The organism is Myxococcales bacterium (assembly GCA_016706225.1).
In the GTDB taxonomy this organism is placed as follows: Bacteria; Myxococcota_A; Polyangia; order Polyangiales; family Polyangiaceae; genus JADJKB01.
Map to the genome: position 1 here is coordinate 1202632 of JADJKB010000005.1, position 26993 is coordinate 1229624.

31 protein-coding genes are annotated in these 26993 nt (G+C 64.8%); 11 read left to right on the forward strand and 20 right to left on the reverse strand.

All coding sequences use genetic code 11. From position 1 onward, the window contains the following. Positions 1–54 precede the first annotated feature (54 nt). On the reverse strand, positions 55–936 hold the full coding sequence (locus IPI67_13000; GenBank protein ID MBK7581118.1) for a hypothetical protein: 882 nt from the start codon (positions 934–936) through the stop codon (positions 55–57). A 143-nt stretch (positions 937–1079) separates the two neighbouring features. On the opposite strand from IPI67_13000, the gene IPI67_13005 reads away from it, so the two are divergent. Both IPI67_13005 and IPI67_13010 read left to right on the forward strand, forming a co-directional pair. After that, positions 1080–2045, forward strand: a complete 966-nt coding sequence (locus IPI67_13005; protein ID MBK7581119.1) for a hypothetical protein — start codon at positions 1080–1082, stop codon at positions 2043–2045. A 90-nt stretch (positions 2046–2135) separates the two neighbouring features. Continuing rightward, positions 2136–3149: a sensor histidine kinase gene (locus IPI67_13010; GenBank protein ID MBK7581120.1), complete on the forward strand. Its 1014-nt coding sequence runs from the start codon at positions 2136–2138 to the stop codon at positions 3147–3149. Between the two features lie 47 nt (positions 3150–3196). Here IPI67_13010 and IPI67_13015 read toward each other — a convergent pair whose 3' ends face one another. Next, positions 3197–3928: a hypothetical protein gene (locus IPI67_13015; GenBank protein MBK7581121.1), complete on the reverse strand. Its 732-nt coding sequence runs from the start codon at positions 3926–3928 to the stop codon at positions 3197–3199. Positions 3929–3992: 64 nt separating this feature from the next. Here IPI67_13015 and IPI67_13020 point away from each other — a divergent pair, with 64 nt between their 5' ends. Further along, positions 3993–4535, forward strand: coding sequence for a DUF2378 family protein (locus tag IPI67_13020; protein ID MBK7581122.1), 543 nt, complete (start codon positions 3993–3995; stop codon positions 4533–4535). A gap of 67 nt (positions 4536–4602) precedes the next feature. Here the strand turns inward: IPI67_13020 and IPI67_13025 are convergent, their stop codons facing one another. The 5 genes from IPI67_13025 to IPI67_13045 form a co-directional block, all read right to left on the reverse strand. Then, positions 4603–5187: a hypothetical protein gene (locus tag IPI67_13025; GenBank protein ID MBK7581123.1), complete on the reverse strand. Its 585-nt coding sequence runs from the start codon at positions 5185–5187 to the stop codon at positions 4603–4605. A 191-nt stretch (positions 5188–5378) separates the two neighbouring features. After that, positions 5379–5675 (reverse strand): hypothetical protein, encoded by a 297-nt coding sequence (locus IPI67_13030; GenBank protein ID MBK7581124.1) that lies wholly within the window; start codon positions 5673–5675, stop codon positions 5379–5381. Positions 5676–5918: 243 nt separating this feature from the next. Further along, positions 5919–6080: a hypothetical protein gene (locus IPI67_13035; protein MBK7581125.1), complete on the reverse strand. Its 162-nt coding sequence runs from the start codon at positions 6078–6080 to the stop codon at positions 5919–5921. Between the two features lie 91 nt (positions 6081–6171). Beyond that, positions 6172–6387 (reverse strand): hypothetical protein, encoded by a 216-nt coding sequence (locus IPI67_13040; protein ID MBK7581126.1) that lies wholly within the window; start codon positions 6385–6387, stop codon positions 6172–6174. Positions 6388–6447: 60 nt separating this feature from the next. Next, positions 6448–7002 carry a hypothetical protein gene (locus tag IPI67_13045; GenBank protein MBK7581127.1) on the reverse strand — a complete coding sequence of 185 codons (555 nt, stop codon included), beginning with the start codon at positions 7000–7002 and terminating at the stop codon, positions 6448–6450. 473 nt (positions 7003–7475) lie between these two features. Between IPI67_13045 and IPI67_13050 the strand changes: the two genes are divergently transcribed. Further along, a complete protein-coding gene (locus IPI67_13050) occupies positions 7476–7931 on the forward strand; it encodes a hypothetical protein (GenBank protein ID MBK7581128.1) in 456 nt (151 codons plus the stop codon). 226 nt (positions 7932–8157) lie between these two features. Here the strand turns inward: IPI67_13050 and IPI67_13055 are convergent, their stop codons facing one another. Continuing rightward, positions 8158–8337 carry a toxin-antitoxin system HicB family antitoxin gene (locus tag IPI67_13055; protein ID MBK7581129.1) on the reverse strand — a complete coding sequence of 60 codons (180 nt, stop codon included), beginning with the start codon at positions 8335–8337 and terminating at the stop codon, positions 8158–8160. A 71-nt stretch (positions 8338–8408) separates the two neighbouring features. Here IPI67_13055 and IPI67_13060 point away from each other — a divergent pair, with 71 nt between their 5' ends. The 5 genes from IPI67_13060 to IPI67_13080 all read left to right on the forward strand — a co-directional run bounded on the left by IPI67_13060 (position 8409) and on the right by IPI67_13080 (position 12616). Then, positions 8409–9665, forward strand: a complete 1257-nt coding sequence (locus IPI67_13060) for a transposase (GenBank protein MBK7581130.1) — start codon at positions 8409–8411, stop codon at positions 9663–9665. Continuing rightward, positions 9662–9949 (forward strand): hypothetical protein, encoded by a 288-nt coding sequence (locus IPI67_13065; GenBank protein ID MBK7581131.1) that lies wholly within the window; start codon positions 9662–9664, stop codon positions 9947–9949. Before IPI67_13060 ends, IPI67_13065 begins: the two co-directional genes overlap by 4 nt. Then, the gene (locus IPI67_13070; GenBank protein ID MBK7581132.1) at positions 9946–10089 is read left to right on the forward strand and encodes a hypothetical protein; all 144 of its coding nucleotides are present in this window, start codon (positions 9946–9948) and stop codon (positions 10087–10089) included. The genes IPI67_13065 and IPI67_13070 overlap by 4 nt, the downstream gene beginning before the upstream one ends. Positions 10090–10580: 491 nt before the next feature. Next, entirely contained in the window at positions 10581–11414 is an 834-nt protein-coding gene (locus tag IPI67_13075; protein ID MBK7581133.1) for a hypothetical protein, read from the forward strand. 383 nt (positions 11415–11797) lie between these two features. After that, positions 11798–12616 carry a hypothetical protein gene (locus IPI67_13080; protein MBK7581134.1) on the forward strand — a complete coding sequence of 273 codons (819 nt, stop codon included), beginning with the start codon at positions 11798–11800 and terminating at the stop codon, positions 12614–12616. 1061 nt (positions 12617–13677) lie between these two features. Here the strand turns inward: IPI67_13080 and IPI67_13085 are convergent. From IPI67_13085 to IPI67_13100, 4 genes are all read right to left on the reverse strand, one after another. Beyond that, complete coding sequence (locus IPI67_13085) at positions 13678–14526, reverse strand: hypothetical protein (protein MBK7581135.1); 849 nt, start codon at positions 14524–14526, stop codon at positions 13678–13680. 229 nt (positions 14527–14755) lie between these two features. Next, entirely contained in the window at positions 14756–15391 is a 636-nt protein-coding gene (locus tag IPI67_13090) for a metallophosphoesterase family protein (protein ID MBK7581136.1), read from the reverse strand. A 57-nt stretch (positions 15392–15448) separates the two neighbouring features. Beyond that, on the reverse strand, positions 15449–15946 hold the full coding sequence (locus IPI67_13095; protein ID MBK7581137.1) for a hypothetical protein: 498 nt from the start codon (positions 15944–15946) through the stop codon (positions 15449–15451). Further along, a complete protein-coding gene (locus IPI67_13100) occupies positions 15943–16536 on the reverse strand; it encodes a DUF4352 domain-containing protein (GenBank protein ID MBK7581138.1) in 594 nt (197 codons plus the stop codon). The genes IPI67_13095 and IPI67_13100 overlap by 4 nt, the downstream gene beginning before the upstream one ends. A 214-nt stretch (positions 16537–16750) precedes the next feature. Between IPI67_13100 and IPI67_13105 the strand changes: the two genes are divergently transcribed. Together IPI67_13105 and IPI67_13110 are read left to right on the forward strand one after the other, a co-directional pair. Then, positions 16751–17221, forward strand: a complete 471-nt coding sequence (locus IPI67_13105; protein MBK7581139.1) for a helix-turn-helix domain-containing protein — start codon at positions 16751–16753, stop codon at positions 17219–17221. A gap of 610 nt (positions 17222–17831) precedes the next feature. Beyond that, the gene (locus IPI67_13110) at positions 17832–18485 is read left to right on the forward strand and encodes a hypothetical protein (GenBank protein ID MBK7581140.1); all 654 of its coding nucleotides are present in this window, start codon (positions 17832–17834) and stop codon (positions 18483–18485) included. 1644 nt (positions 18486–20129) lie between these two features. On the opposite strand, the gene IPI67_13115 is transcribed toward IPI67_13110, so the two are convergent. The 8 genes from IPI67_13115 to IPI67_13150 form a co-directional block, all read right to left on the reverse strand. Beyond that, positions 20130–20573 carry a hypothetical protein gene (locus IPI67_13115; GenBank protein ID MBK7581141.1) on the reverse strand — a complete coding sequence of 148 codons (444 nt, stop codon included), beginning with the start codon at positions 20571–20573 and terminating at the stop codon, positions 20130–20132. A gap of 208 nt (positions 20574–20781) precedes the next feature. Next, the gene (locus IPI67_13120) at positions 20782–21141 is read right to left on the reverse strand and encodes a hypothetical protein (GenBank protein ID MBK7581142.1); all 360 of its coding nucleotides are present in this window, start codon (positions 21139–21141) and stop codon (positions 20782–20784) included. Between the two features lie 326 nt (positions 21142–21467). Next, on the reverse strand, positions 21468–22448 hold the full coding sequence (locus IPI67_13125) for a hypothetical protein (GenBank protein MBK7581143.1): 981 nt from the start codon (positions 22446–22448) through the stop codon (positions 21468–21470). Between the two features lie 166 nt (positions 22449–22614). After that, positions 22615–23451, reverse strand: a complete 837-nt coding sequence (locus tag IPI67_13130; GenBank protein MBK7581144.1) for a hypothetical protein — start codon at positions 23449–23451, stop codon at positions 22615–22617. A gap of 39 nt (positions 23452–23490) precedes the next feature. Next, a complete protein-coding gene (locus tag IPI67_13135) occupies positions 23491–24258 on the reverse strand; it encodes a hypothetical protein (GenBank protein ID MBK7581145.1) in 768 nt (255 codons plus the stop codon). Beyond that, positions 24255–24857 (reverse strand): sigma-70 family RNA polymerase sigma factor, encoded by a 603-nt coding sequence (locus tag IPI67_13140; GenBank protein MBK7581146.1) that lies wholly within the window; start codon positions 24855–24857, stop codon positions 24255–24257. Before IPI67_13140 ends, IPI67_13135 begins: the two co-directional genes overlap by 4 nt. A gap of 31 nt (positions 24858–24888) precedes the next feature. Further along, positions 24889–25863, reverse strand: coding sequence for a hypothetical protein (locus IPI67_13145; protein MBK7581147.1), 975 nt, complete (start codon positions 25861–25863; stop codon positions 24889–24891). Positions 25864–26479: 616 nt separating this feature from the next. Beyond that, entirely contained in the window at positions 26480–26965 is a 486-nt protein-coding gene (locus IPI67_13150) for a hypothetical protein (protein MBK7581148.1), read from the reverse strand. Between the last annotated feature and the right edge of the window lie 28 nt (positions 26966–26993).

Genomic DNA, 26993 nt, shown 5'->3' on the forward strand with positions numbered 1-26993 from the left:
GCTTTGTCACGGCGCACCCGCAGGCAGAGCCGGGAGGGTTCCATTTGGACCAGCTCAGTCCGAGGCGCTGCACGTCGCGCCGTCCCAGGTGAACGATGTCTCGGTCAGCGCGGTGGGTGAGCAGAGCTCATTGGCGCAGACTGCAGCGGGGCTGCACTGGATCTTGACCTCGGTGGAAGGCATACCCCCGGCCATCACGATGCGTCCGGTGCAACCGCCGCTCTGCTGCGACTCCACCTGGAAGTCGACGGACTCCCAACCGGGTTTGCCGCAAGTGAACAAGGGATGCTCGCACACTGCACAGGCGGCTGGCGGGCCTTCGGCGCTCGCCGCGACATACTCCGTGGGCACGCCCGGGTACGCGCTCAGGTTGAGCTTCAGCGGCTCCACCGCGAAGCGAACGAACGCGGGGATGCCGCCGCCCTGGGAGCTGTTGATGTTGAGCTGAACCGAGTTGGGGCCGGGGCCGTTCATGCTCGACGTATCGACCAAGTTCCACTCGCCGCCGCCCGAGAACCCCTGGCGCCGCACCAGCTTTCCCAGCTTCAAGTCCAAAAAATACCAGTGACCGTCTTCTGCGAACTCGATGCCATCGTGGGGCGACTCGAAGATGGAACCGCCGCTGCAGAAGAACCAGGTCCTCGCGAGCCACGCACGAACGCCCTCGAGATCGAAGACGTCGGTGACCGTGCCCGGCGCGGAGCAGGCTGCCGCTGCGACGTTCGGTGCCGGAAACGGGCCGTCGGGGGGCTCTGGGCTCGCGGCCACGCCTCCGCTACCGCCGCTCGACGCACCGCCGGTGGCACCGGTTCCGGACGAACCTCCGGACGCTTGACCGCAGTCGTCGAAAGCCTCGTTGCAGCTTCGATCCGTCTTCCCGGAACAGGCGATGACGCCCACCGCGAAACCAAGGAGGACCACGCGCCTCGCGCTCATCAGTCCATTCTATCTGGGCCCTCGGTGCGGCGCCATGCAAGGCGGGAGCGGAGGCCGGGGAAGGCTGCCGCTGGGTCTCCCGATTCTGGGGATGCGCGGGGTCGGCAGGCGTGCGCGTCATCACTGTGAGCTAAGCTCACGACATGCGTGCGTGGAACAGAGAAGCAACGCGAATCTTCGCCGTTGTCGCCGTCGTGGTCGCGAGCGTTTCGTGCTCAGGCAGCGTTGAGCGCGACGGCGCCGGCACCACCGGTGGAGTTGGCGGAAGCTCCGCGACGGGAGGCACCGGCGGAAGCTCCGCGACGGGAAGCACCGGCGGAACTGCCGCGTCGCCCGGCGGGGGAGGAACGACATCGGGCGGGGGCAGCGCCGGAGTGGCTGGGAGTGCTGGTGTGTTCTGCGCCGGCGTGACTTGTGCGGCGAACGAGGACTGCTGTCTCGGAACCGGGAAGTGTTTCGACCCGTCGGCCGCGCCGAGCAGCTGCGAGGTGCCCAATCTACCGCCGGGACGGCAAGGTCAGAAACCGTGTGCATCCAGCGCGCATTGCGCACCGGGCGAATTCTGCTCGCCAGCGAGCTGGCAGCTCTGTCTGGGTCCCGGTTACTGCGAGTCCAAGACCAACTGCGGGACCTCGAGCGGCATGCTCATGTGCGGATGCAACGGCGTCACGTACCCCGACGTGCAGACCGCGTGTGCGCAAGGTGTCTACGTCATCGGTCAGGGCAAGTGCGGGGAGCCGCAGACTCTGGGCGCGGGGGGCACGTCGGCGGGCAAGACTGTGACGTTCTGCGCGACGTCCTCGATGTGTCCGAAGGGACAGGAGTGCTGCAGCATCACTGGCCAGTGCTTCGACCCCGCGAAGCCGGCACTCTGCTCGTTCCCGCCCGAAGGCACCAAGTTCCCGTGCATCGACGACTCCCAATGTTTCCAGGGCGGGGAGTACTGCTACGCAGAGACGTGCGACGGACCGGGCGGCTGCGTGACGGTCGGCGGCACCTGCACCGGGCAGCTCTCGCCGGTCTGCGGGTGCAATGGCAAGACCTACGTCAACGCGGGATGCGCTGCGACCGAGGGCGTGCGCGTGGCCCACAGCGGCGCGTGCACGTAGCCGGAAACGAACAGACGCGCGCCCGCCCTCCCGAGCCCCCCATGTCGGAGCACTGGTCGTTCTCGGCCCGCGCCGGTATAGGAAGCGAGGATGACCGCACCCATCACCGTGCTCTGGCTCCTCGACGAGCACGATGTCCCCGTGTCGCGCGACGACCGGTTCCGACACGTCGTCGGCAACGCGGAGCGGTTCGCGGCGACGATCACGGGCCTGCTCGTCGACGGCGCGGTTCTCGCCGTCGTCCGCGACGAAGAAGCGGGTCAACGCGCCATCGCCTGTGGCGCCGACGAGTTCATCCTCGCCAGCGACGCATCCGGTGCGACCTTCGAGAAAGTGGTCGAGCGCACCGGCGCCAGGGCGCGTGCGCGACTGCACCGAGATCTCTTCCTCATCGACCTCGTCCGCAAGGACGACACGACCGCTCTCGAGCTCCTCGCCGCCGCGCTCGGCGAGGCGATCGCAGGGCCGCTCTCCCGCGCAACCCAGGAAAGCGCCGAGCTCGCCCTGCAGATCGGTGGCGACAAGGCGCCGGCCGACCGCGCCCACGCAATCGCGGGAACAGTCGCCGGTGTGGCAAACATCGTCGAGCGCATGCGGGAGCTCGTCAGCACCGAGCCGACCGACGAGGTCGTGGACTTTTGCGAAGTCGCGCGCGAGGTAACGCGAGCCCTCGCGGCCGGAGTCCAGCCGAGCGCTTCGTTCGAAGTGCAGGTCGTGGATCGCGCGTGCCAGATCGGAATGCCCCGCTGGCAGGCGGCCATGGTCGTGGCGAGCCTGGTTGCGAACGCCGTCGAGTCGGTGGCGGCGCGGGGCGGCGCGGGGCGCACAGTGTCCGTCGACGTCTCATTGGTCGATGACGCGGTCGTGCTCGAAGTCTCGGACGACGGCGTGGGCATGGCCGAAGATGTCCGCGTCCACGCCGGAGATCCCTTCTTCACGGCGACGGGCAAGGGCCGCCTTGGCCTCGGGCTCACTCTGGTGTCGTCGCGGGTGCGCCGCGCCGGCGGTGAGCTGATCATCGAATCGGATCCGGGAGTGGGCACCACGGTACGGGCGTTTCTGCCGCTGGTCGGCGGCAGCCCGGCTCGGCGTCCCTCGAACTGAGCGCTCGGGGGACTGTTTCACGCTGAAACAGTCCCGGCGGCCTTTCTTCAGCTGCTGGCCTCGCGCAGCAGCGCTCGCAGCGCGACCAGCCGCTCGTCGAGCTCGCGTAACGCGACCAGGGCGACCTCGATGTCCTCCGCGCTGAGCGTCGCCACGGCGGCACGATCGCCGAAGGTCTCCAGTGGCACGGCCGCCAGGCGCCGAAGTCCGTCGAGCGCGCGCAGGATCTCGAGCTTGGGCCGACGTCCTCCGTGTCCGCCTCGCCGCCCGGCCGCCCGGGCGCGCAGGGCAGCTGGCGTCCAGCGCTCGCGCTCCGCCGTGCCGAGCAGTTGCTCCTGCTCCCGGCCCGGCAAGCCCAAGACGGCGTGAACGTGGGTCACCCCGAGGTGCTTGCTCTGCGTGAGCAGCGGAACGCGCGTGGACAGCTCGAAGATCGCGACGGCACGCCAGAGGCTCGCGGCACTCATCGGCAGCTCGGGGTGCAGCGCGAGACGTCGGAACGACGCCTCTTTGGGGCCGTTGCGCCGGACGAGCTCCAAGTCGCCCTTGAACAGGTGGCGAAACACGATTCCCCCGACGCCGAGCGCGAGCTCGATGGATGCAGCGCGGGACAGATGGCGGATCTCGGTCACGGCCCGCTCCACAGGGTCATCGGTCGCGCGTGCGGCGCGATTCTCGCCGCGCACGACCATGCCTTGCGCACCGTTGACGTCCTTCGCCACTACCTCTCGAGCACACCAGTACTTTCCCGGGCTGGCAAGGTGGTAGGATGTCGGCACGACAGCCTGCAGACTGACCGCCGACCTCGGGCCGGGACTCGCGCTGCTCGGGGTCGAGAAGCGAATGGCGGACGCGCCCGCTCACGCGCGTGTACGCGGCCTGTTCTTCCAGCTGGCCGAGCAGGCGGTTCAAGCGCGGTCGCCGGAGCTTCTGGCAGTGTGGCGAGCCGTGTCTGGAGCTCGCTCCAGGTGGCCGTTCTTGATGTACCCGCTGCGAGCATTCATCCGGGAGCAAGCAATGGCCGCCGTGCTGCTGGACGAGGAAGACCCTGGCGGCGCGCTCGGGCGGCTGTGGAGGGCGACGCCAAGGCTGTCGCCGTTGATCCGCGCCGAGGCGTTCATGAGGTACCTGGCGAAACGCAAGCCCGAGGAAGCGCTGACCTGGTTGGGGCAGAACCGTCGCATGATGGTCGACTATGGCGAGTGGCGTGTCGAGATGACGGGTCCGAGGAGCGCGCTCCTGCACTTCGTGGACGAGTACGTCTGGATCGAGCACAGCCAGGTGGGTGGGTTGACGGGGACTCTCGAGCGCTGCGGAGTTTCACCGGTGGTGACTGCCGAGCTGGACACTCCGTACTGCGGGCGTTTGGTCGCCCGGTGGGAGTAACCTGCCAAGCCGATCTTCGCTGGCACGTGACCTGCGGAATCGTCTTTCCCGATGGGGGCCCCTGCTGCTAGCCGGGGCGCATGTCGTGGTCGAGGATCGCCCGCACCAATTCTGTCGGGGCAGCGGTGCCGTCCAAACGCAGCACAGGGCACGAGAGTCCGGCAAGCCACGCTTCGTGAAGCTCACGGCTTCGCTGTTCGACTCCGCCCGTGTCGTACCGCGCAGCCCACGCGAGGAAGGCCTCGTGGGCTTGGTGCATGTCGCCGCCGTGCGCGATCCGCGCGCCGAAGCGAAGGTGCTGTCTCGATCGCAGGCGTTCGAGCCGCACAACGGTCGGCGCCGTGAGAAAGACCGCCAAATCGCACTGACGAGCGAGCGAATCTCCCCAACCACAGAGGCAGCCAGATAGAACCCAGCGTCGGGCGCGCGAGACGGCTTGCGTGAGCAACTGCACGCGCTCGAGCGGCGTCCGTGGGGTGGTGTATGGCGGATCGGTCGGAGCCCAGAAGAAGTCGTCCACGTCGATCGATTCAGCGTCGATGGCGCCGGCGATGTTTTGACCGAGGGTCGTCGTCCCGCTGCCTGAAGCACCCAGAATGTGAATGAAGCGGGTGCGCGTTTCTGCGTGCCGGGCTCCGCGGCGAGAGACCATCGGGGCTACTCTGACCACGCAGTGGTCGGCTGAAGTCCCCAGCGACGATTGCCCATGTCAGCAGGCATTCTCGCACGCTTCCCGCGCCCAGCACGCCTCGTCATTGCCCGTCCCTCCGCCGCTGCAGCGTGCCGGGCCGGCCAATCGCCGGCGGCCTTCGCTGACCTCACTGGCAATGCTCGTCCTGGCACCTAGCGCCGCCGGGTGCGCAGCTCCTGCGCGGTCGAGCGCACGGCGATGGCCCAGGCGGATCGATACGCGGCCTCGAACGGCAGGTCGCCGCCAACCGCTGCCTCCACGACTTCTTCGAGCAGCGCGGCTTCGAGGTCGGGTGAACCGACCGGCAGACTGATTTGCACGAACACGCCCGCCCCGGGTCGCACCAGGTCGACGCAGACGCGTGTCTCGCCGGAATCTCGTTCTACGCTGAGCAGCGCATGCGCCCCATCGCAAAGCCAGATCATCCAGCGATCGCGCTCGGGAGACACCAGCCATCCCAAGCCCGAGCGGCCGCGAACGATGGAGCGGGGCTCACCCATGCTGCGCCAGGAATTGCCACGTCCCGTCCGGCACGGCCGAGCGAGCGTGGCCACCAAGTAAGAGATGAAGGCTGCCGGTGCGTCGCCGCCCCAGCAGGAAGGACCAAGCTTACCCCGCGGACTCGGGCGCGCCACCCCGCTCGCGCGGCAGAACGCTGGCCTTCACGTTCACGTTGACTGCGGCCAGGTGCCCTAGTTTGCAGATGGATCCACGACGCGCCCCACGAACACCGCTGCGCGTGTGGCATGGTCGAGGATGACGAAGAAGAACGGCCGCGAGACGTCGAGGGTCGCGGCCTTGGTCGGTAGGTTGCGGCTGCCGCCGGTCCGCGTCGAGGCTCTGCTCGACTTCACTGAATCGCCCGGCGTCGGGCAAGAGCAAGAGCATCGCGACTTCGCCACCGTCGTAGGGCAGCACCGCCGCCTGCCAACCGTCGCGGGCGCCCTACGCTCCGGCGCCCTGGCTGCCTTGCATCATGGGGATGGAGACCGCGCTCCCGTCGAGGCGGGTGAACGTGCGGGTCTGAGTGGACGACGCGGAGAATGGACGGGCCCACGCTGCGTTGAAGTAGACGGTGTTGGTCAGCACGAACACGGTGTTGGGGTCCACGCTGCCTTGGGGCAGGAGCTCGGGGATCTTCTCCTCGGTCTGTTGGCTCACACCTGCTCGAGACGCGCGCGCAGAAGATCCACGTGTGCTCCAACACGCTTGCGCGCGGCTTTAGTAAGTATCCTGGCCCGCCAGGAAATTTGCGGTCTTTAGCTCACCGTACGTTCCTTGAATCTTGTAAGCGACGAGCCCCACGCCGCGACAGAAGATCTCGTAGACGTCCTTGTTGTACGAAGCCGTCTTGCGCCAGCAGAGATCGAAGGCGCCTGCAGGGACGGAGACCGAGCCTTCATCGCTCCAAGTGAACTTCGTTCCATCCTTGAAACCGGCGTCCCAAGACGCGCCAGCGACAACCGGCGTAGACACCAGGTTCTCCTGGAACGCCGCGGTATAGAGCGCCACGTTGTCCGGGTCCTGACCGATTGTCACGTACCCGTCGCTACCCAACCACTTGAGCGACCACTTGCCTTCGCTCGAACCGCCCACGGCAATCGAAGAGTTCGACGTGTACGTCCACTCCCGACCGACCTCGACTGGGAATAGTCGCGTGTCCGTCGGCTGCTGCGGCTTACCAAACTGGCAGTGGTCGCCGGCACAAGCGTAACCTAGACGTTGACACCCGCAATTGGGGCAGAAGTTGCTCGGCGCATCCGAGCAAGAGAGCATATGCCCGTCCGCACAGACCCATCCGCCGGTGGTGTCTTCAGGTTTGCACCGGATAGCGCAGTAGTTCGGCCCAGGCGGCGGTTCTGTCGAGCAAACCTCAGGTGTGCAGTCAGCATCGCTCTGACATTGCTTGTGGCACCGGCCGTTCGCACATTCCAGGCCCGGGTTGCATTTGTCTTCGGGCATGCAGAATTCGTAGACACCCCCCGTACTGCCACAAACATGCTGGTCATTGCAGTACTTACTCGCGCACTCGTCGCTACCGCTGCAGCTCTCGCCGATTGCCGGCTTTGCCTCGGAAACTCCACGAGCCCTCTCCTTCTGAGGCAGCGAGAGCAGTTTTGAGGCAGCCGAGTTTCTCCGCATCGCGACACCAAGCGCCTGCTTGGCCCAAGTCATCGCTTGGTGCTAAGTGGTGATTTTCGTTCGCGTTTCTCGTTGCTCGACTCGCGTGCGCTGCTACAACTCTCTGCATGGGCCAAGCAGACAAGATCGTGCACGAGTACCGCGTCTCCAAGCGACGCTTCGACGCCGCGGTTTCCGCGGTTGACCTCCTCTCGGCAGAGCAGCGCACAGAACTGATCGCTGTGCTCCTCGAGAGACTCGAGTCAGAGACTCGTACTCCGAGAGCTTCCGGACCGAGTGCTGCTCCCGCCGAGCCCGTGCAGCGCCGACGAGTCGTGCGCGCACCGACCCGCGGAGGCACCCGTCGGAAGAACATGAAGACCGACCGCGCCGAGGCTCTAGTCCGCGAGCGGCCCGGGCTGACCTCGCAAGAGATCGGGGAGGTCATCCAGCAGGCGCGCCCAGCGGCGGACTCCACCCTGCGACAGGTCCAGGCGCGCAGGGGCTCGATCGAACGGCGGGACGGGCGCTGGTACCCCGTGACCCCACCGAATGGAGGAGGGCCCCCGCCGACCGCCAACTGATTCCCCACCCACAAAACGATGCGACCCCAAGTTTGAGGTTGGGGTCGCGTCACGTCCCGGCCGGTGAGGCCAGCACTTCCTAGAGAGGATGGGCTGAACCTAGCACGCGCACCGCCGGATGCAACCCGTCGTGTGCCCGGAGGTATAGCGTCATGTCGCAAATCAGGAGGTAGGCGCGGCGCCGTTGGCCGGACGGCGCTCGCATCGAAGTCGGGGGCGGTGGGGCTCACGCCTTGCCGTCCCCGTCGGCTTTCTTGGCCGCACGTAGTCCCAGTCCCAAGAGCCATGTCGAAACCGGCGCGCCCACCTCTTTGGCGGCGGCCTCGAGGCGCTCTTTCTGCTCTGCCGTGACCCTGATGCGCAGCGTCAACTCTTTCCTCTCGGCTTTCGGCTTCCTCCTCTTCACGGGGTCTACTGTAGCCACATTTAGTCTACGGTCCAAGGGAATCTTATTTGCCCGGATGGCGTAGACCTAGTGTGACCACATTAGGCTCAGCTCAAACCGCCCCCATCGACAACCCCAGGCAAGCACGTGGCCTGGCGCTCGCGAAGAGCAAGGCCAAGGCGTTTCGCCCGATCGCGGGCAACTCTTACCTCGTGCCGTCCGCCACCACGGCAGGCAACAGCGGCTACGTCGTAGACCTCGTCGCTGGCACGTGCACCTGCCCCGACTTCGAGACGTCGGGTGTCGCCTGCAAGCACCAATGGGCGCTCCGCTACCTGACGCAGGAGCAGGAGCTGCCCGACGGAAGTGTCGTGACTGAAGTCCGCCAGACCTACTCCCAGAATTGGCCGGCATACAACCGCGCCCAGTGTGAGGAGAAGGAGCGCGTGCAGATCCTCCTGAAGGGTCTCTGCGACGGCATCCAGCAGCCCTCACAAGGGCTTGGTCGGCCGCGGACACCTCTTGCTGACGTCGTCTACGGCGCCGCGCTGAAGGTCTACGGCACCATGAGCGGCCGTCGGTCCACGACGGACCTCCGCGAATGTGAGGCGAAGGGGTTCGTCGATCACGCGGCCTCGTACAACACGCTTTTCCGGTACGTCGAGTCGCCTGCGCTCCTACCTCTCTTGACCCTGCTGGTCGAAGAGAGCGCCGCACCGCTCCGGGCCATCGAGCAGCACTTCGCGGTGGACGGTACCGGGTTCTCGACGAACACGTACAGCCGGTGGTTCGACCACAAGTACGGCAAGGAGACTCGGGTGAAGATCTGGATCAAGGCCCACGCGATGATCGGCGTGAAGACGAACATTGTCACCGCGGTTCGGGTAACCGAGGGCAACGTCAACGACTCGCCGCAGCTCGTGCCGCTCCTGGCCTCCACCGTCGCCAACGACTTCAACGTGGCCGAGCTGAGCGCGGACAAGGCCTACCTGTCGAACGACAACTTGATGGCGATCGAGTCGGTCGGAGCCGCGCCGTACATCCCATTCAAGTCGAACAGCCAACCCACCGGTGAGTCCGAGGCGTGGCGACGGCTGTACCACCTGTTCGAGCTGCACCGCGAAGTCTTCCTCGAGCACTACCACCGGCGCTCGAACGTCGAGAGCACGTTCAGCGCGATCAAACGCAAGTTCGGTGGGTCCGTGCGGTCGAAGCTGCCTGCCGCCCAGTTCAACGAGGTCTTGCTCAAGTGCCTGTGCCACAACCTGAGCACCCTCGTTCACTCGATCCACGAGCTCGGTATCGAGCCCCGCTTCTGGCTGCCGCGCGCGAACGGAGGAGCAAGATGAGGAAGTCAGCAGACTTCACCGCGGAAGAAGAGCGGAACTCGAGGACGGCGTTGAAGTTCCTGTACCAGCAGTGCGGCGCGTGGGAACCGCTCGGCAAGGCGCTCGGCTACGGCGACGTGGCGCTGAGCAAGATGGCCAGTGGCGCCAAGCCCATGACGACGACGCTGGTGTTCCGGATCGCGAGGTTCGCCAAGGTCGGCGTGGACGACGTCCTCACGGGCCGGTTCCCGCCCGAGGGCACCTGCCCGAACTGCGGGTACTGCCCGAAGGCGGTGCTCCAGTGAGTGCGCTGGAGATCGAGCTTCGGGTGTCGCTGATCCGGGTCGAGCTGACGAGGCTCGCCGAGCAGTTGGAGCCGGCTCGCCCAAAGGCCGCGCGGGTGCTGCGGTATGCGGCGGGGGTTTTGAACTTGTTGCGGGCGTGAAGGCTCAGCCATCGTAGGCCGAGGGGAGACTTTCGTGCACGGCAGGATCCTCTGCTCCACCGCTCGCTGAGCGGCCCGTCCATCCTCCACGGCTGCGCCTCACAGACGAAATTGGTTGGCAAAGACCTCGCCGGGATCCGCCAGGAACGGAATCACGCTAGCAATATCGTGAGCAGAGGGGCGCGAGGAAAATCGTCCAGCGCGGTAGGCTACAACAAACTCATCTCCGCTTACGCCAAATAGCTGCCTCGCCATAGTGTCCAGCCACGCCCGAAACTCCTCAGGGCCGAACACAAATTCTGAGTCTGTCATCGCAGCCATACTCGGTACATTAGCACAAAAACATCAATAATCAAGCGCGCTTACCAGAACAGTCCCTGACCTGACCTTTGCTGTTTCCAGTAGCGCATCGGGTCGCTGGGGAAAAAGTCACGCCCCAGGCCTTGCACGCAACGGGTAGTTGATGGTAGATTGTATCTACGGTGAGAGTCATGGAATCAAACATCCGAGAGAACGACGGCGACGAGAGCGCGCAGGACAACGGAGATGGGAGGAAGGCCCGGAGCCAGACAACCTATCCGTACTACGGGCTCCAGGAGGCCATCCGCTTCGGCGAGGCCGTCCAGCGGGCTGGTGGAAATGAGGCCTCGGAAGACGACATCCGGAGTCAGCTCGGGCTCACGTCGAAGACATCGCGAGGGTGGAGCTACCGCCTTAGCAATGCCCGAGAATTTGGGCTGATCGAGCGGTCTGGAAGGGCGTCAGAGGCCAGAATTCGCGTGACTCCACTCTTCAAGCGCTACTCGATGCCAGAGAACGAAGCCGAGAAACGAGCGGCGCTCATGCAGGCACTCGTCAAGCCTCCCCTGTACGTTAGGCTCATGGAACGGTACCGCGGCGCCCCGGTGCCCGACGCCCAAGGGATTGCGAATGTCCTCGAACGTGAGTACGGGCTTCTGCCCGCCGTCAAGAGCGAGGCTGCCGAAGCATTTCTCGCATTTTTTCGCACGGCCGGGGTTATCACTGGCGCGAACACCGTTGCAACCGTCGCGGCAGGGGGCGAGACACCTATGTCTCCACCTCTGCCTCCCGAGCCTAGGACCGAAGCGTTGCGCCAGCCGCCGGCGTCGGACGAGCAGACGATCCAGGTTCCAGCAAGCTTCATCGCTCACGTTTTCCAATTGCGACGCGATCTCCAGATCATGGTTCCGTTGCCCCCTGATCTGACGGCCAAAGACGTTGCCCGCCTCTATAAGTGGCTAGTCACGTTGCCGATCGACGAAGAGGGAGGTCAACCGTCGTCCCTGGCGGTCAACGGCGCATAGCGCATGTGAAACGCCCTGCGAAAATCTACTGGATTCAAGGCTGGTGCTTCAAAAAAGTGGACCTGAGTGGCATGTCACTTGACATGCTGCGGCGAAGGCCGCAAAACTACGCTTGATCGCGAACCAACAGGATCGCGAGTGGCGCATTACAACGCCACCGGCCAACGCTCCCCGACAATCTGAGGCGGGCAGCGTTCTCGTCGACGGTCCCTCCCCTGACGTCTCCAAGACCTCGGGAAGCAGAAAGTCGAGCCCGGAATCCTCGAGAGGAACATCCAGTGGCTAATTGAAGGAGGCCCACCGGATGCTCCTTTCCATTCATCCCGCACACCCTGGGGCTCGCTCTGGGCCTCAGGGTAGCGGACTTACGAGGAGACCGAAGGATGCTCGACGCAAGAACAATCATTACGCGCGTGCTGGAGATGGCCGGGGAGCCAGTTCGCGGCGCAAAATTTGGCCAGCTCGCTCGCCTGGTGGAGCCGCAATATTCCCTGCGGGCATATGGCGCGGCGAACTTGCGGATGCTGATCACGCAGCACCCTGACCTGGCGCAGATCGATCATGACGAGTTCGACATCGTGATCTCGAAACCGACGGCGACACCGACGGTTGAAGCCGCCACAACCCCGCGGAGGCACGCGAAGCAGATCCCCCGTGAGCTGTGGCGAGCGTTCACGTTCGTGGCCCCAAGTGTGAAGCGCTTTTACGAGCGAGCCACGGGAAAGGTTTTACTCTTCGCGGAGGACGACGAAACACTAGCGCGGACACAAGAAGATGCGGGCTTCGCGAAAATCGAGTCTATTTCGCCGGCCGAGCATCTGGCATTTGCACAATCGTTTACTCGAACGGCACCCGAAGCCTGGCAGGGAATCCTAGGTGCAGCACTAACGGAGCCCTTCTGGTTCAGAGCATTCACGACGGCTCTTCGTCGCGATCAGCAGCTCTTCCTGACGTGGAATCGGGCCAGAACAGGGTGGGTGCAACAGCGCATCGAAGGTTGGGCAAAAGAAAACGATGTCAGTCTTGCTAGCCCAGTCAGCGTCGTCTCACCTGTGCAACAAGCAACCTCGGGTGTGGGCGTCTCGGGTGTGAGACCGCCGGAACGGGCCAGGGAGCGGATTCTCGCGGCCGTCAGCCGAATGCCTTTGTCCGAACTTCTGACCTTGCCTATTCCTGCCCAATACTGGCTTGAGAGCGAGTAAGGCGCCCGAGGTGAGAGTGAGCCCGGGGCCCGCGAATGGCAACCAGAGAGCAACTAGCAACCTGGCTACGGCAGGTCGACCAGCGCCCACGATTTGCTGTGGTCGGTAGAACCTGCGGCTCTGCGGTGAGTTATTTCAGTGACCTTGGTTGTTCGAGCGCAGGTTTTGAAATCGCCCAAGACTTCTGGAAGGCCTACTCGGGGGTGTGCAATTGGCTCAAGCGCGCGAGTTCGTGCGACGCTGTGGTCGTATTGTCCAGCACACGACCGGAAGAATCTGAACACATTCGGTTGCTGGAGCGCCACGGGGGCCCGTTGGTGCACGTCGGCGCGGACGCGGCGGAGGCTCTCGGAGACGTGGCGTTTGAAGCGATTGGCCGTTGCCCAGCGCGAAGTTCTGCACCGCCGGAAAAAAAGAACCGCGTTAGTAAGATCCCTCATCACAGGCCCAACGGATGGGAGCAATTCGTGGAAAGCATCTGCGAACAGGATTGTGTGACGCTCGTATCCTACCGTACTGGCATGGGCGATCTCGTGGTCGACATACAAGGGGTTCAGCTGCATGCCGTGTATCGCGACGGCTTTGGCGTTAGTGCGACAGTCGTCTGCAATCATCCAGTACATCTCGCAAACGCACGAGACCAGGTCGCAATCGCTATCGCCGACCTTTGACAGGAGTGGTTGTCCGACGGGGCCAGAATCGGTGCCCAGGTCACGCCGGAATCGCACGTGTAGGTCTACTTTTGGAAAGTGGCTGGTTGGGGTCGCTCAAGCAGCGCATCAAGCTCAAGGTACAGCCCTGGCGGACAGACCTTCCCGAGCGGCCTGACAGCCCCGGAATTGCCGATAGTAGCGATGGCCACATTCTCGGGTCTGAAGAATGTCGGCTTCTCAAGTTGGAGTGCCATTCCATAGCGGTGGCGGTGGTTGACCTCCACGCGTCTAGCCCTAGAGTCGTTCGGCGCACTCCCAGTGGAATAGAGAATCAAGACGCGATTTTCTTCAAGGCACCGCATCACGACACCTTTGCGCCACTTTTTCCCCGCGAACACTGAAACAAGATCACTCTTGTTCATCCGACGCGCCGAAGGGGAAGTACGGGTCGTCTCCACTTGCCTTGGCCGCGTCGGCCCAGCTGGTGATGGCGGCAGTGGTTTCGCGAGCGGTCAATTCCAGTTCAGCCAAGTCGAGACGATCCTCGAAAGGGACAACTGTGGCGGGCACTGTGATTCCTGGAATCGCAGCAAGGACACGTAGCCGGGAGAGTTCCCCGCTGAGCATGAGCTCAACAAGTGTGATCGCCAGCCAAGGGTTTAGCCGCTTCTTCTGCTCGACAGCAGCGACAATCGCAAAGCCGAACACCTCCGCGCGAAAAGCGGCCAAGATCTCTCTGCGGACCGCAGTAGGCATCCGTTCATCCGAAAGACAGGAGATGGAGCCTGCAACTGCTTCACGAACAGACTCGGTCGGCAGTACCGAAAGAATCTGAATATAGGCGGCGGCGCCAGCCTTCACCAAGGGAGCGAGGCCGCTTAGCAGCTCCCGTGCCGACGCAACACCCAACGAAGCGACGAGTTCATCGCTCGGTTCTGGTCTTTCGTCGAAGGCGTCCTCGAGAGACGAAAGCGGCAAGGAGCGTGTGAGCTCGAACATGAGGAGTCTGGCATTTTGAAATGCGTCGGACTCGATCACCTCGTCTGCGCGTGCGACGAGATCATCTCTAGAACTCGCGCCAATCAGGCCCGCGCCCGTTGAGAGTGCGGCTTGGCGGAGATCTTGTAGAAGCGGGTTTTTTGCTGGTTCTGCGACCGGCTCCGCGCTTCTGGGCAGCCAGTGACGAACGAGTTCAAGGACCGCTAGAACGCTTGGCCATCTAGCCTCCGGGAGGAGGGCGACGACGTCAGTGGACACGACAAGAGCCTAGGCCCACAAAGCGAGGCGTGCAATGTCAGCCGAGAAATGCCCGGAAAGGGCATGACGGCTCTGTCGGGTGACTTGCGAGTCCAACGGTCTGCCTATCCCTCTTGAGCACCCCCGGCCAAGGGTAATCCCATGCTTGCGGCTTCGGGGGCGTACTTTTTGGCGACCGCAGCCTGAAAGCGCAGAAATCTGAGCAACCCGATCTCACAGCGTTTCGCCTCTACCTCCCCGTCCTCACGATCTCCACGGCCTTCCCCGTCCGCGCCCTGATCACGGTCCACTTCCTCGCCGGCAGCTCGAGCACGCCGAACGTGCCCGGCGTCGGGAGCTCACGTTCCCAGCCGTCCGCTGGGTCGCGGAGCAGCGCGCCCGGGTTGAGCACGAGCTGGTCGCCGAGGCGCAGCTCCATCGCGCGGTGCGTGTGGCCGACGACGACGATGTCAGCCTTCGACGTCTTCAACACCTCGTGGAGGTCGTCGGCCGTCGCGTCGGGCATGACGCCGTTCATGTCGCTGCCCGGCCTCGCGTGGTGCGCGGCGACGCGCACGCCCTCGATCGTGGCCGACCAGGATGGTACGGTGGTTTTGAGGAAACGCCTCGACGCCGGGGTCAGGTCGGTGGCGTTCGTCCCCACCGACTTGTTGGTCAGGCACCACCGGTCGTGGTTGCCGCGCAAGGTCGGAATCAACCGCGCGGCGAGCAGGGCCAGGGTCTCGTCGGGGAAAATTCCATAGTCCAAGACGTCCCCCAAGCAGACGATCTCGCGCACGTCCATGGCGTCGAGCAGGCGCAGGGCATCGCGAAGCGCGTGGAGGTCGCCGTGGACGTCGCTGAGGAAGGCGGTGATCGTGGGCATGAAGAGGGCCTCCTACCTATAGGGGGGTTCAGCCCACCCGCTGGGCCACGCGGGCCCTCACCTGGCCCTCGACGCCTTCCATTCGATCTCCGCGAGCCGCCGCCCGAACACGTCGGCCGCATACGGCCCGAGATGCTGCCGGAGGATGTCCTCGGTGGTCTTTCTGTCGATCGCTCGGACCAGTGTCTCAAGCGCCACATCGTCGCGGTCCCACATCGCGATGGCGGTGAGGTACTCGGGGAGAAGGACGAGCATTCGCACATCCGGCCCCTCCCGGCCCACCGTCTCAAGCGTCACAGCCTCATCAAGCGCCTCAGCATAGAGCGCATCGATCTCCTGGGCGTAGTCCCCGGTCGCGACGAATCGTTGAAAAGTCACGCCGTTCGGCGCGGCTTCGGGGACCGCACCGTCGGCGAGCACCTCGATCCGATCGGCGAGCTGGTCAGCGCCCCACAGCTGGCGAGCGAACACTCCAGCCAGCGCCACGCGCACGTGACTGAGTTCTGTCACCTCGGCCAGGTGCGCGACAGCGTTGTCAAGCTCGTTGAGTCTCACTGCCCCAAGTCGAACTTCACTTCGTTGTTTCCGTTGCCCACGATGAGTGGGTTGAAGATGAACGTGAGCCCCACCGAGGTTGCCGGGAGCTCGAACGTGATCCACCCCTTCGCTGTCTCTCCCGGGGCGAGCTTCACGGACTTGAGCTCGGGCTCGCAGCCGCCGAACGTTGATGTGTAGGCGTATCCAGTCGAGTCCGTGAGCTTCGCGTAGAATGGGTTCACGTTGACGGAAGTGTTCGTGGTTGCAACGATCTGGACCTCGACGCCGAGCTTGACCTTCCCAGCGGGCGGCATGAAGTAGTACGGAATCGGGCAGGCGCCGCTGTCCTCGGCCGCTTCGGCCATGCCGGTGATTGAGAGATCATAGTCGGCCGCGTGCGCCGTCTCGTTCAGCTTGTGGATGGGCGTGCTGGCGTCCTGCGCAACGGTCCCACCGGCGCCAGCGAGACCGCTATCGGCTACGCCTCCGCCCCCACCCGTGCCAGTTGCTGAACCGACTCCCGCGGCGCCGCCCGCGCTGTTGTTAACGCTCTCGCTCGTGCAACTGAAGCAACCGAGCACGGCGACAAGGGCGATCGAGACCTTCATTGTTTCCGGCCTCCTCCGACCTATGGACTTCTCACATGTTACGTAGCGCCGTCTATCAATTTCCGGCTTGTTCAAGGAGATGGGTCGGGATGTCAGCCTATCTCTCGCGTTTCGGCGGTCGCAGCGCTTCAAGAACGTCGCTGCCTCGTTCGGCGTCCGGGTCCGCGAACTTCGCAAGGGCAAGGGCTGGACTCTCGAGAAGGCGTCCGCCAAGATGGGTTTGGATTTCCGGCACTTGCAGCAGATCGAGGCGGGCACCGTGAACGTGACCTTGGCCACGATCCTGCGGATCTGCGACGCCTTCGGGGTCACCCCGTCCATCCTCCTGCCGTTTGCTAAGGAGACCAAGCCAAAGCTTGGTCCTCCTCGAGTCCTCCGCGTCCTGGCGATCAGGGCCGCTGAGCCTCCTGGGTTTCGGCCTCGTCCCACGGGCGCGGGTCAGTTCCTGGCGAACCCGATCGAGCGACCACCGGAGGCCGAGACCGCCGAGGCCCAGAAGCTTGTGGGGTCAGCGATCAAGCGCGCGCGTAAGCTAAAGGCTTTGACGCAGCGCAAGCTGGCCGAGGCGATGAACGTGTCGGTGCAGTACCTGCAGGCCGTCGAGGGCGGGAAGCAGAACTTGACGATCGAGTCGATCTTGAAGTTCGCGAGGGCTCTCGGTGTCGACCGGCGCGAGCTCTGGTAAGCGCCGACCGCACCGTCACGCTCGACGGCGTCGCCTTCGAGGTCGACGCCGCCCTCGTTGGGGCGAGCGCGTCACGCTCCGCTTCGACCCGGCGCGCAAGCCCGACAAGCGGACCGTCGAGGTCTGGCACCAGGGACGGCGTATCGAGATCGCCCGCCGCGTCGATGTGCTGGCAAACTGCTTCGTCAGGCGCAACGCCACCACGCGCGACATCGAGTTCCCCAAGGCCTCCGCCGACCTGCCCCGAGGGACTGGCCATGCGCGAGCTCGTCGACTTCGACGGCCAGGACGAGGATCTCTTCTGATGTACCGCAAACACTTCGCCCTCACGCACCATCCCTTCGACAAGGACCTAGCCGCCGACGATCTCTTCGCGTCAGCCAGCCTCGCCCCGGCGTCCCGCTTTGTGCCGACAGCGCCGCGTGCCGAGACGATCACGCAGTGCGAGCGAACTCGCCGGGCGCGTCACGACAGAGCGTGACGGCCGGGCGGTGGATTAGCGCGAGAGACCACATGCGGTCGGGACGGACACTTGATCCTTGTCATCTTCGACCAGCAATCAGAGGAGTAGCGTGCCACCACCACTGCCTGAACTGAAAGGGGAAACGCAATGAAGTCTCATTTCACAGCGCCAATCACCACCGCAGGCGTCATGCTCGGGCTAGCAGTCGCGCTTTCTGCGTGCATGACATCACCCAAAGATCGCACCAAAGGGCAGGGCATCTACTACAGATCCAGCACGATCACTTTCACGGGGCGATCACTGGAATCCTCGGCCGGCCTCTGGCTTGAAGCGAAGAACCCGTCAACAGGTAGTTGGGACACAATAAAGTCATTCACCGGCGGCACGACGTACACGTATTGGCAAGGGTACAATTGGTACAACTGGAGCACGACTGCTGTCATTCCCAATCAGTATTGGATCGCTGGCTATGGTGGAGGCTACCGCGCCGAGGTCAAGACACAGTACGACTACAACGGTCAAGACTTCATGTCGGTAAGAGCCGACTGGGATGACTGCTTTGCGGAGAACCTCGCAACCGGCATCGACGCGGTCTACGACAATTGCCGCGCCCCCAATTCGCCGTCGTCATGGGTGATCACGGAAGACTATTCGGAGACGAGTTTCCACAGCTGCTACGACACGCAGTGCGTCTACGTCTGCCAACGGCAGTGCCGAGACGCCATCATCGCCCACGGCCCTCTTTTTTCAACGGGGACTTCCTACGGGAGCTGGTACAATTCTGGCAGTTGCTGCTGGTAGATGTCACCGTGTTCACGTATGCACGATCGGCTACATTGGCTGCGGGAATCTTGGCGGCTTGCGCGGGGGGTGTGCAAGCAGAGGATCCCGACGTTCTCGCCGCCTGTCGTCGCGCGGCGAGGTGCGGCAGCAACATAGCGTTAGGCGCTTGTATTGATAGCTGGAACACACTCAGAAGGAATAGTGAGGAAGTTGACTGTGGAGCGTTCTTCTACCAGCTCCTCGAGTGCTCCCGGGATGGCGAATGTGGCAAGCTTTGCGAACAGGAGCTCTCTGCCCTGAACGCTTGCCGGTCATGCAAGCCCACTCAGTTCCTAAGCGATGGTTGCGTGGGCGAGTGTGGTATATTGACCGCCAAGTGTTCAGGGCCTGTCAACGCCAACGTGGAGTGTCAGTGCCTCTCAGGACCTAGTGCCGGCACCGTATTTCAGCTGTCGACGTGCTTGCAGCTGACCCCAAGCTTGCCGCTCAAGTGCACTCAATGACTTGGTGGGTTACGGGACATCGCAAGCACGTGTGACAGGCCCGTCGTTGGGTGCGTGTGCAACGAGGCGCAACCAGGACTCTGAACAAGTATCGTTTCTCACACGGATGATGTTTTCACTTACGACTTCGACAACAGCCTGGTTTCCTGCACTTTCCGATATGTTTCCGTCGCGCAAGGGATATTCCGAGAACCCCAGGAAGATAGCGTATTCAACCGGCATCCGCCCCAAGTAGTGGTTAAGGTCGAACACCCGCCCCGCCGGGAAGTGCAGATACGGCGCGTCGAACGCAGAGGTCTGATAGGTTCTGCCGTCGGGGTTGCATCCATCAGCGAAGGTGACTGGGTCTGCGTCTGTTGTCTCACACGGAGGCGAGCACGCGACAACCGCGACGACTAGAGCCGACCAGACAGACAACTTTTCCAGGACCTTGGGCATTTTCTCTCGATTTCTTTGGGCAGCGGGCTACCCCCCGTCTTCGGTGTTGGCGAGCTTTATTTTCAGCAGCCACGCTGAGTCGCGAACCTGATCAGTCTTCCTGCTGAGCATCAGAGCCCTTGTGTAAGATGTTGTAGGTACGGTCCGAGTTGAACGGCGGGTCGAGATAGATCCGCGATCTTGTGTCGAAGCACGTCGAGGTTGTCACCGTGGTAAAGGGCTCCCTGCATCGCGTACGAAATCGTGCCTGGGGTCCGCTCACTTGGCCCAGGAAGTGAATGCTCTGAGCGCGATGCCGCGCCCAGCAATCGGCCCGTTTCGCTCCCCATTTGAGCGAGCTCTGCCGGGCGCACGTGCGTCGCGTCGCCCCCGCGGTCACCCGCATGGGGGGTCGTCAGTGACCGACTTACGGATCATCGGTCAGCCTTTCGGGGCAGGTGGAGGCTCTGAGGCAAAGCCCCGATTGCCTTAGCTTTCGGCGACGCTTCGTTCGAACCGCACGCGCTGCAGAGTACTGCCGCCGTCGCGGTGATCACCACGTTCATGAGCGCCCGCCATGCGAGTTTCATGTCACGAATTAGGCACCGAAGGACGGTGCCGCGCAAGGTCCGACGACTTCGGCTGATCCCGCGGGGGCGCGACGGGTTTCGGCTCGGTGCGACGTCTGCCGAACGAGACACACGCCCACTCACCTCCGCCCGATCCCATCGGCGAGGCGTGCTCAGAGTTGGACCTTCGCGTTCTTGCAGGTTGGCGGGCAGTCCGAACCATTAGGCTGCTGAGTCACGTACGTCGGGCTCACAGTAGTGGTCACGAGGACACTGCCCGCCGACGAGAACGTAAGCGTGAGTTGCTCGGGATGGCGGTTGGGCAGAAGGAAACCATCGATCTGCGAACCGCTCCCTTGTATCCAGACCCCGCTCGAAGCGCAGGTGTCCAGACCCTTCGAGTGGGCGTAGTCGCACACAACCTGCTCTTGATCTGCCTTGATCGACACCGAGAGCTCTGATGACGAATCGATCGGTGCGGCGAACCAGACCTCGACTCCATCGTGACAGCCCGCTTCGGTGCAGCCGGTGCCGTCGCAGCCGGACGCCAGAATGCATGCCCCAGCCAACATCACTGCCGCCACAACCTGTCGCGCGAACGCCCACATGAACGTCATGTTGCGCCCCGGACCGTAAACGTGCCAGGCGGGTGTAAGCGACCGCGGCGCGTTCTCCACCGGCGTCGGACACCGGAGTCGCTCCACGATACCGAGGTGTAACTCGTCTGCGCGGCCAGGGCCTCAATCGCTTCACTCTGGGAATGACTGAAGGGTCTGTCAGAGCGCCCGGGCGCTGGGGCCAGCGGCCTGCTTGCGCCTTGCAGCGTCACCCGTCTGGAGTGCACGCCGCCGGCTTCCAGCCAGCCGTCGCTATGCCGCCCGTACCGTCGTTCCACGAGCACGTGGCGGTCACCCAGCCTGCGCCGTCGTCGCAGCGGTACCCGCAGACGTCGGGATCGGCGCCGAAGCCAGCGCCGGGCTGACACGGGGTACCGTCGCTCGGAAGGGATTCGGGACAGGGGGCGGGCGGATTGCCACCGCCGCCGAAGAACACCCAGGTCCCGGCCCCACAGTAGTACCGCGGCGAGCACTCATCCCCGGCGTGGGTGCATGGGGTCCCCGTGTGACGCCAATACCCGTACTGACACTCGAGCGAGATCTCTGCTGGGCCGCTACGGCACGTCACGTCGAGCAAGCATGTCGTCCCATCTTTCGAGCACTTCCCGTCAGGCGCCGCTGATGCGCATGCGTCCTCCTGGGAGCTGCTCGAACCGCAGGCGAGTTTTGCACTGCTCGCGAGCGCGACCATCGTGATTACAAAGGGAGCCCGGCGTTGGTTCTTCGCTCTCCGCACGCGGATAGCATGGATCGGTCGACTTCGCGCGGCCAGGGCCAGCGTCGCCGGGTGGCATGTAGTGGCGACATGCGCTGCGGTCAGCTCGCCGTTGCGTTGGTAGTCTTGGCGCTGGCCGGTTGTCGGCACGAGCAGCGCCCTCCGCGACGGCAGGTGGTTCACCCCGCCCAACCCGGGCCACGGCGGAAACGCCGCGACAGCGCGATACCCCACGCGACGAGCCCGATCGAGACCCACGCGGCGCCACCTCGACGTCCATTGCCGCGCGCGGAGCAGCCGCCACTACCTGCTACTGAGGGCTTGGCGTCCCAGATACCGTCCGGGCCGTCCTCGAGGGGCTTGGCGTCGGTCGGCTGGCTCGCCCCTCCGTCGAAGATCACCGTTCCGCCATCAGGCTCGGGCACCGGGGAGCACTCGTAGTGGAACGGGGCAGACACAGTATCCGGATCTGCCGCGAAGCCTGCCACATGCAGGTTGAGCGAGAAGGCATCGACCGTGGTCCCGTTGCCGGAGCACTGCAGGTCGGGCGCGTACTTCAAGATGGGAGCCGTGAACTCACCGTAGTCGTGAGAGGCGATCCCTCCGCCTTTGGTCGTGTCGAGCCGAATGGACGCGATGGGCAGGAACGCCTGTGCTTCGGGCGAGAACTTCACGTTGGACGTGATCTTGCCGCTGCCATCGACCACCGTCTCGATCGTTCCGGAAGGGGACGGCCAGGCGACGGCAGGCCCGACGTCGAAGGAGCGAACGCCTTTGAGCTGCATCGTTCCGGGGTAGGAATTGAGACAGGTCTGCGTCCACCGAAGCTCATACCCCTTGCCCTCCGCGAGGGGCGATTCGAAGCGTACGAGGCGCGCCCCGTTCGCATAGGGGTACGCGTCGGTCTCGATGTTGAACGCAATGGCCCCACCGTCCGGACCGACCAACTCGAGCTCGACCGTCCAGATCGGAGAGTAGTCCACGGCGAGAGCCGGCGCGTTGGCAGGTATCGTCAGGCCATCGGTACGCGGCGCGACCTGAACCAAGTCGTAGCTGCTGCAAGTCGGCGGAGCGCTCTCGGCCCCGGCGCCCTGCACGGAACCGAACGCGAGAAGGCCGGCGAGGGTCGCGACGCTCGCCCTGGAGAGCTTCTGTGCCACCACCGCCACATCGGCGCGTGGTGCACGCCGCGTGCCAACGCGGGTGGGTCAAGCTGTGCCAGCGCGCGCGCTTCGTGACCCGGCGCAGCCGAGGGGAACGCACCCGGCAGCTCGTGCGCTCGGACCAATGCGGGCGTGCGCGGGAGCGCGAGCGTCGTCGGGCGGTTCAGGGCGGCGGGCCCGCTTCGAGGACTCGGTTGAAGCGAACGGTGTAGTCCCCCCACCACCCGGACGTCATGCTCCCGTCGAGCTGTCCGCCCTGGTGGTCGAGATCGAAATCGACGTCGGGCGCCTCGTCCGACCTGCATCCCGAGGTGGTGCACTTGCAGGCGCTGTATCCCGCGCGGCAGAGGCCGACCTGAGCGCAGAAGACCTTCACCAGCTCCTGGGTCTCAGGATTCTCCAGCACACACCCCGACTGGCTGAACTGGCCCCCCCAACTGGGCAGGCAGCTACAGCCTCCTGCGCTGGCGTACGACGTCTGCAGCGGACACCAATCTCTCCAGAGTTGCCTGCTCGCCAAGGAGAATCGCACACGGGTTCCATCTACCTCTCCCTTTAGAAGGGCGTACTCGAAGCCCTCGTAGGGCTCGAGGGGTGGAGCGTAGGAGCTGATCGGGAAGTCCTCCGGGTAGGCGTTCGACCCGGATGCCGGCGGTGGCGGTGGCGGCCCGCTGCCGAAGACCAGGAATCCGCTGGGCGAGCCTTCGCTGATCACGAGCTCGAGCTGATCGCTCGTCGTCTTCTGATAGTTCTCGATGTAGCCGACCCAAGTCCCTACCAGTGACGGATCCACGGTCGTCTTGGGTCCTCCTCCGCCGACCCCACTGGTCGTCGGATCGGGGATGGCACATGCGGGAACCTTGCTGAACAGCTCCGCCTTGGAGGGAGGCACACCTCCAGACTCGGCGTCCCGCTTCTGTCCGAGCGAGTCCTCGCTGCTGCAAGCGACGAGCACCAGGGCCCAGGTTGCTCCGAACGTCGTCCATCTCGAAGGTTGCATCGTGCCTCCGCGTCTGATTCCCGGTGCTGCGCCGTCTGATCATTCCCCGGCTATCTTGCGAATGCTCTGAGCGTGCGCGCCGCGAGGGTTGCTCTCCAGGTACCTGCGGGCGAGCTCGCGCGCTGCTTCGCTGCGCCCGGCGCGAACCATCGCCTCCAGACGCAGCACGAATGCCTCCGGACGCAACAGGCCGTGCGGGTGCTCCCGCTCGTGGCGGTTCAGATGGCCAAGCGCCTCGCCGGGGTCGCCGCGCACGAGCGCTCGCCGCGCCGCGTCCACCAGCGCCACCTCCGGGCTCAAGCTATCCGGTTTGGCCGCACTCACGTCGATGGGTCGCGTTGGTCTTCGTTGTGGGCTCGAGGGCAGAACCACGGCCCGACTGGGCTCCGGCCGCGGTGGCGAGGCGGTTTCGGCGAACGCGGTCGGCGCAGCTTCGGCCGTTCGGTGCGGGGCGGCGCCCGCGGGCTGCGGGAACTGTCGCGCGTCGGTGTGGGTCGGCCCTTCCTTTGCGCCCGAAATCGGCAGCGCAGAGACCAGAACCACCGCTCCCAGCACTAGACTCCCAGTCGCCCACTTGGCGATCACCGCAAGAGACACGGTCGACGCGCCCTTGACCAAGCCGGTTGCCGCCGTCGTCGTCGATGCGGCGCTCGTGGTCGCGACTGTCGCGACGGCGGTGCCCAGGCCGAGCGACACCAGCGTTCGCCCCATCGCACCTGGAGTCGGCGCGTCGTCTCGCCCTGCGGCGAGCAGGGTTTGCGCCTCTGGATGTCGATCGCCGTCCAGGAGACGCTCGGGTTCCTTCATGGGTCACCTCCAGCCTCGGGTTGGGTCGTCGCGCGTCGAGCCTGCTCGACGAACGCCGCCCGCGCACGCCTGAGACGCGACGCTACCGTTCCAGGCGGCACCTCCAGGATTTCGGCGATCTCAGCCATCGTGAGCTGCTCCAGCTCGTAGAGGACGAAGACGGCGCAGAGGTCGAGATCGAGCAGTGCGAGCACGCGGTAGAAGAGATCCTTCGCGCGTGCGCTGACGATGAGGTCTTCGGGGCTGGGAGCGGCCGAGGCCTGTTGGTCCAATCCGTCGTCCGAGACCTCTCGGCGACGAAGTCGGGTCCGGTGGGCATGGGCTGCGTGATTCATGGCAGTCCGGTACAAGAAACCTCGCACCCGGCTCGGCTCGACCTCGTCGAAGCGACGCGAGAGTGAGACGAAGACCTCTTGAGCCCAGTCTTCGGCGTCCGAATCCGGCACTCCGAACCGTCGCAGGGACCGCCACACGAATTCATAGTGTTGCACGACGAGTGCTCTGAGCTGCTCGTGTCGCTCGACCGCGCGCGGCGGCTCTTCGGCCTGGTCGGCGCGCGCGGCGGAGTACTCGTTCGAATCGGCCGCGAGCGCGCTCACCGCCCTAGATTCCCAGAACCCCGAGGTTTGATCACCTGGTCTCGGCGCTGAACCCGAATCCCGCGCGCCCGACCAGAAGTGGCGGCTCGTGGACCACTTCACGTGGATTCTCGAAGACGTAGGCTCGGCGAGTGAGCGGTGCGGCGGCGCCCCCGAAGAGCTCCAGTCGGTAGCGGTCGGCGAGGACCCAAGAAAAGCGGGTCGCGACCCCGAGCTCGAACCAGGGGCGGGTCACCGAATCGGGGCTTTGCAGATCGCCTCGCGCGAGCCCTTCCGCTTGAATGACTCCGCCTTCGACGCTCGCGCACCCAGTCAGCAGCAGGTCGCCCGTTTGGATCGCGGCCGGGCACGCATCGAATCGTCCGGTGGTGAGGACGAAACGCGCCGCGCCCGAGCCGAGGGTGCGGACGCCCGTACTCGCGCGTGAAATTGTCGCTCTAAAGCCTGGACCGGCTCGACCGTCCACGCCGAGCTCGCCGAAGAGATGGGCGCCGTACAGTGTTCGTGGTGCCGGCCCGCTCGACACGACCCCACCTGCCCCGAAGAGCCCCATGGTTCCCCCGCGGGGGACTTCCGGCACCCTCTCCGGCGCGTTGTCGGAATCGGGCTCCAGGGCTCGTGGTAGTGGCGCGTCGGAGGGCACGCTTGGTGGCTGCGACAGGTCGAGCGCGATGGTGGGGTCGAGCGCCACGGCCACGATCAGCGCGAGCGCCTTGGCTACCGAATCGCAGGTCGCGCCCGTCACGCCTCGGGGACTCTCGTCCTGCCAGAGCTCGACTTGCCCTTGCCACTCTTCTCCGCTCCGGATGATGCGGACGACGAACATCTGCTCACCGCGGCCCGGGGCATGCTCGGCGTCTCTCGCGCGAGCCGCGATCTGGGCCACAAACCCTGCGTGATCGAGGCAGCCCTCGTCGGCGCGGTAGTCGAGGTCGTAGCCAATGGGCGCGGCCAAGGCGGTCTCGATTCCTCCGCACAAGCCCAGCACGACAATCGGCGGTGCCATTCGTGGTCGCACGACCAACGCAATCTCGCCCGACGACATCTCCAGGTCAAATTCGGGCCATGTCCTGGAGTGGCCGCAACGACGACGACTGCTGGAGCGTGTCGGGACTTGGTACGCCACGAGCGATGCCGATGAACGTCGGGCAGTCGCAGTCGATCGCATTCGACGCTGTCGCCACGCCCTCGGTGTGCACGAGAGTGTTGCAGGACTTGAGCTGCAGGAGCGGGCCGGCGTAGTCCTCCGCCGGGGCCTCACACGAGTAGCGCGATTGCAGGCGGGTGCGTGGGTCGCGAACACGGTTCCTGTGGTCGCCCAGCGCCGAGGCGCGTCTTGGCGCGCGCGAAGCGGTCGCGGTCGCCTACGCGAACCCCGTTTGGCGCCGGCTCCGCGCTGGGTTCCTCGGATGCCGGCGCACGCGCCGTCCGCACTATCCGCATGTCTGCCCCAGCGAGGTGGTGGAGGCGCACTTCAGGGGCGGCAAGACGAATGGGTCTCGAGATGGCGACGTGTCGATAGAGGGGCCGGTGCACGAGTCGCCGCTCACCACCGGACTGGCGCCGGACCCACGATCTGGCGTTCACCCGCAAGCACCGAGCCTCAAACACCACCAAGACGCTCAGCCGAACGTGCGCTTCCACATGCAGATGTCGCCGAAACCGTACGGATGGGAAATGCAGCGCATCGTGGCCGGGCAGTCGGCGTCGTTCACGCACGGCAGCACGCAGAGCTGCTGGGTCGTCCCCGCCTTCGTCTGGCAGACCGGCGCCGGGCCGTTTTCGACGCTGGGGCACTCCTCGTCGGCGCTACAGACGTAGCTGCACGACTCCCAGAAGGCGCAGCCGTCGTGGAAGCCGAAGCCCGTGCAGTCGTTCCCCACGTGGTCCGACGGGTAGCCATAGGCATTCCCCGCGGTGCCGTCCCAAGTGTCACCACCCTTGGTGTAGCCCCCGGCGGCCGCTTCGCCGCCGCACCCGCCGCTCTTCCCGCTGGTGCCGGCGACGCTGGTCAGCGCGTTGGGGTCGGACTCGGGCTCCGTAGGGTTCACGCACGCGATGGGAACGAAGACGAACAGCAGAGCAACGACTCTGTCATGAAATGACATCCGGCATGCCTCCCGGTTCGGAGGAACC

What these genes read in the sequence shown, in the direction of transcription:
- IPI67_13000 (MBK7581118.1), bottom strand. Translation starts at nt 936, where the DNA reads ATGAGCGCGAGGCGCGTGGTCCTCCTTGGTTTCGCGGTGGGCGTCATC.
- IPI67_13005 (MBK7581119.1), top strand. Translation starts at nt 1,080, where the DNA reads ATGCGTGCGTGGAACAGAGAAGCAACGCGAATCTTCGCCGTTGTCGCC.
- IPI67_13010 (MBK7581120.1), top strand. Translation starts at nt 2,136, where the DNA reads ATGACCGCACCCATCACCGTGCTCTGGCTCCTCGACGAGCACGATGTC.
- IPI67_13020 (MBK7581122.1), top strand. Translation starts at nt 3,993, where the DNA reads ATGGCGGACGCGCCCGCTCACGCGCGTGTACGCGGCCTGTTCTTCCAG.
- IPI67_13025 (MBK7581123.1), bottom strand. Translation starts at nt 5,187, where the DNA reads ATGGTCTCTCGCCGCGGAGCCCGGCACGCAGAAACGCGCACCCGCTTC.
- IPI67_13045 (MBK7581127.1), bottom strand. Translation starts at nt 7,002, where the DNA reads ATGCTCTCTTGCTCGGATGCGCCGAGCAACTTCTGCCCCAATTGCGGG.
- IPI67_13050 (MBK7581128.1), top strand. Translation starts at nt 7,476, where the DNA reads ATGGGCCAAGCAGACAAGATCGTGCACGAGTACCGCGTCTCCAAGCGA.
- IPI67_13065 (MBK7581131.1), top strand. Translation starts at nt 9,662, where the DNA reads ATGAGGAAGTCAGCAGACTTCACCGCGGAAGAAGAGCGGAACTCGAGG.
- IPI67_13075 (MBK7581133.1), top strand. Translation starts at nt 10,581, where the DNA reads ATGGAATCAAACATCCGAGAGAACGACGGCGACGAGAGCGCGCAGGAC.
- IPI67_13080 (MBK7581134.1), top strand. Translation starts at nt 11,798, where the DNA reads ATGCTCGACGCAAGAACAATCATTACGCGCGTGCTGGAGATGGCCGGG.
- IPI67_13090 (MBK7581136.1), bottom strand. Translation starts at nt 15,391, where the DNA reads ATGCCCACGATCACCGCCTTCCTCAGCGACGTCCACGGCGACCTCCAC.
- IPI67_13100 (MBK7581138.1), bottom strand. Translation starts at nt 16,536, where the DNA reads ATGAAGGTCTCGATCGCCCTTGTCGCCGTGCTCGGTTGCTTCAGTTGC.
- IPI67_13105 (MBK7581139.1), top strand. Translation starts at nt 16,751, where the DNA reads ATGGGTTTGGATTTCCGGCACTTGCAGCAGATCGAGGCGGGCACCGTG.
- IPI67_13110 (MBK7581140.1), top strand. Translation starts at nt 17,832, where the DNA reads ATGAAGTCTCATTTCACAGCGCCAATCACCACCGCAGGCGTCATGCTC.
- IPI67_13115 (MBK7581141.1), bottom strand. Translation starts at nt 20,573, where the DNA reads ATGACGTTCATGTGGGCGTTCGCGCGACAGGTTGTGGCGGCAGTGATG.
- IPI67_13130 (MBK7581144.1), bottom strand. Translation starts at nt 23,451, where the DNA reads ATGCAACCTTCGAGATGGACGACGTTCGGAGCAACCTGGGCCCTGGTG.
- IPI67_13135 (MBK7581145.1), bottom strand. Translation starts at nt 24,258, where the DNA reads ATGAAGGAACCCGAGCGTCTCCTGGACGGCGATCGACATCCAGAGGCG.
- IPI67_13145 (MBK7581147.1), bottom strand. Translation starts at nt 25,863, where the DNA reads ATGGCACCGCCGATTGTCGTGCTGGGCTTGTGCGGAGGAATCGAGACC.
- IPI67_13150 (MBK7581148.1), bottom strand. Translation starts at nt 26,965, where the DNA reads ATGTCATTTCATGACAGAGTCGTTGCTCTGCTGTTCGTCTTCGTTCCC.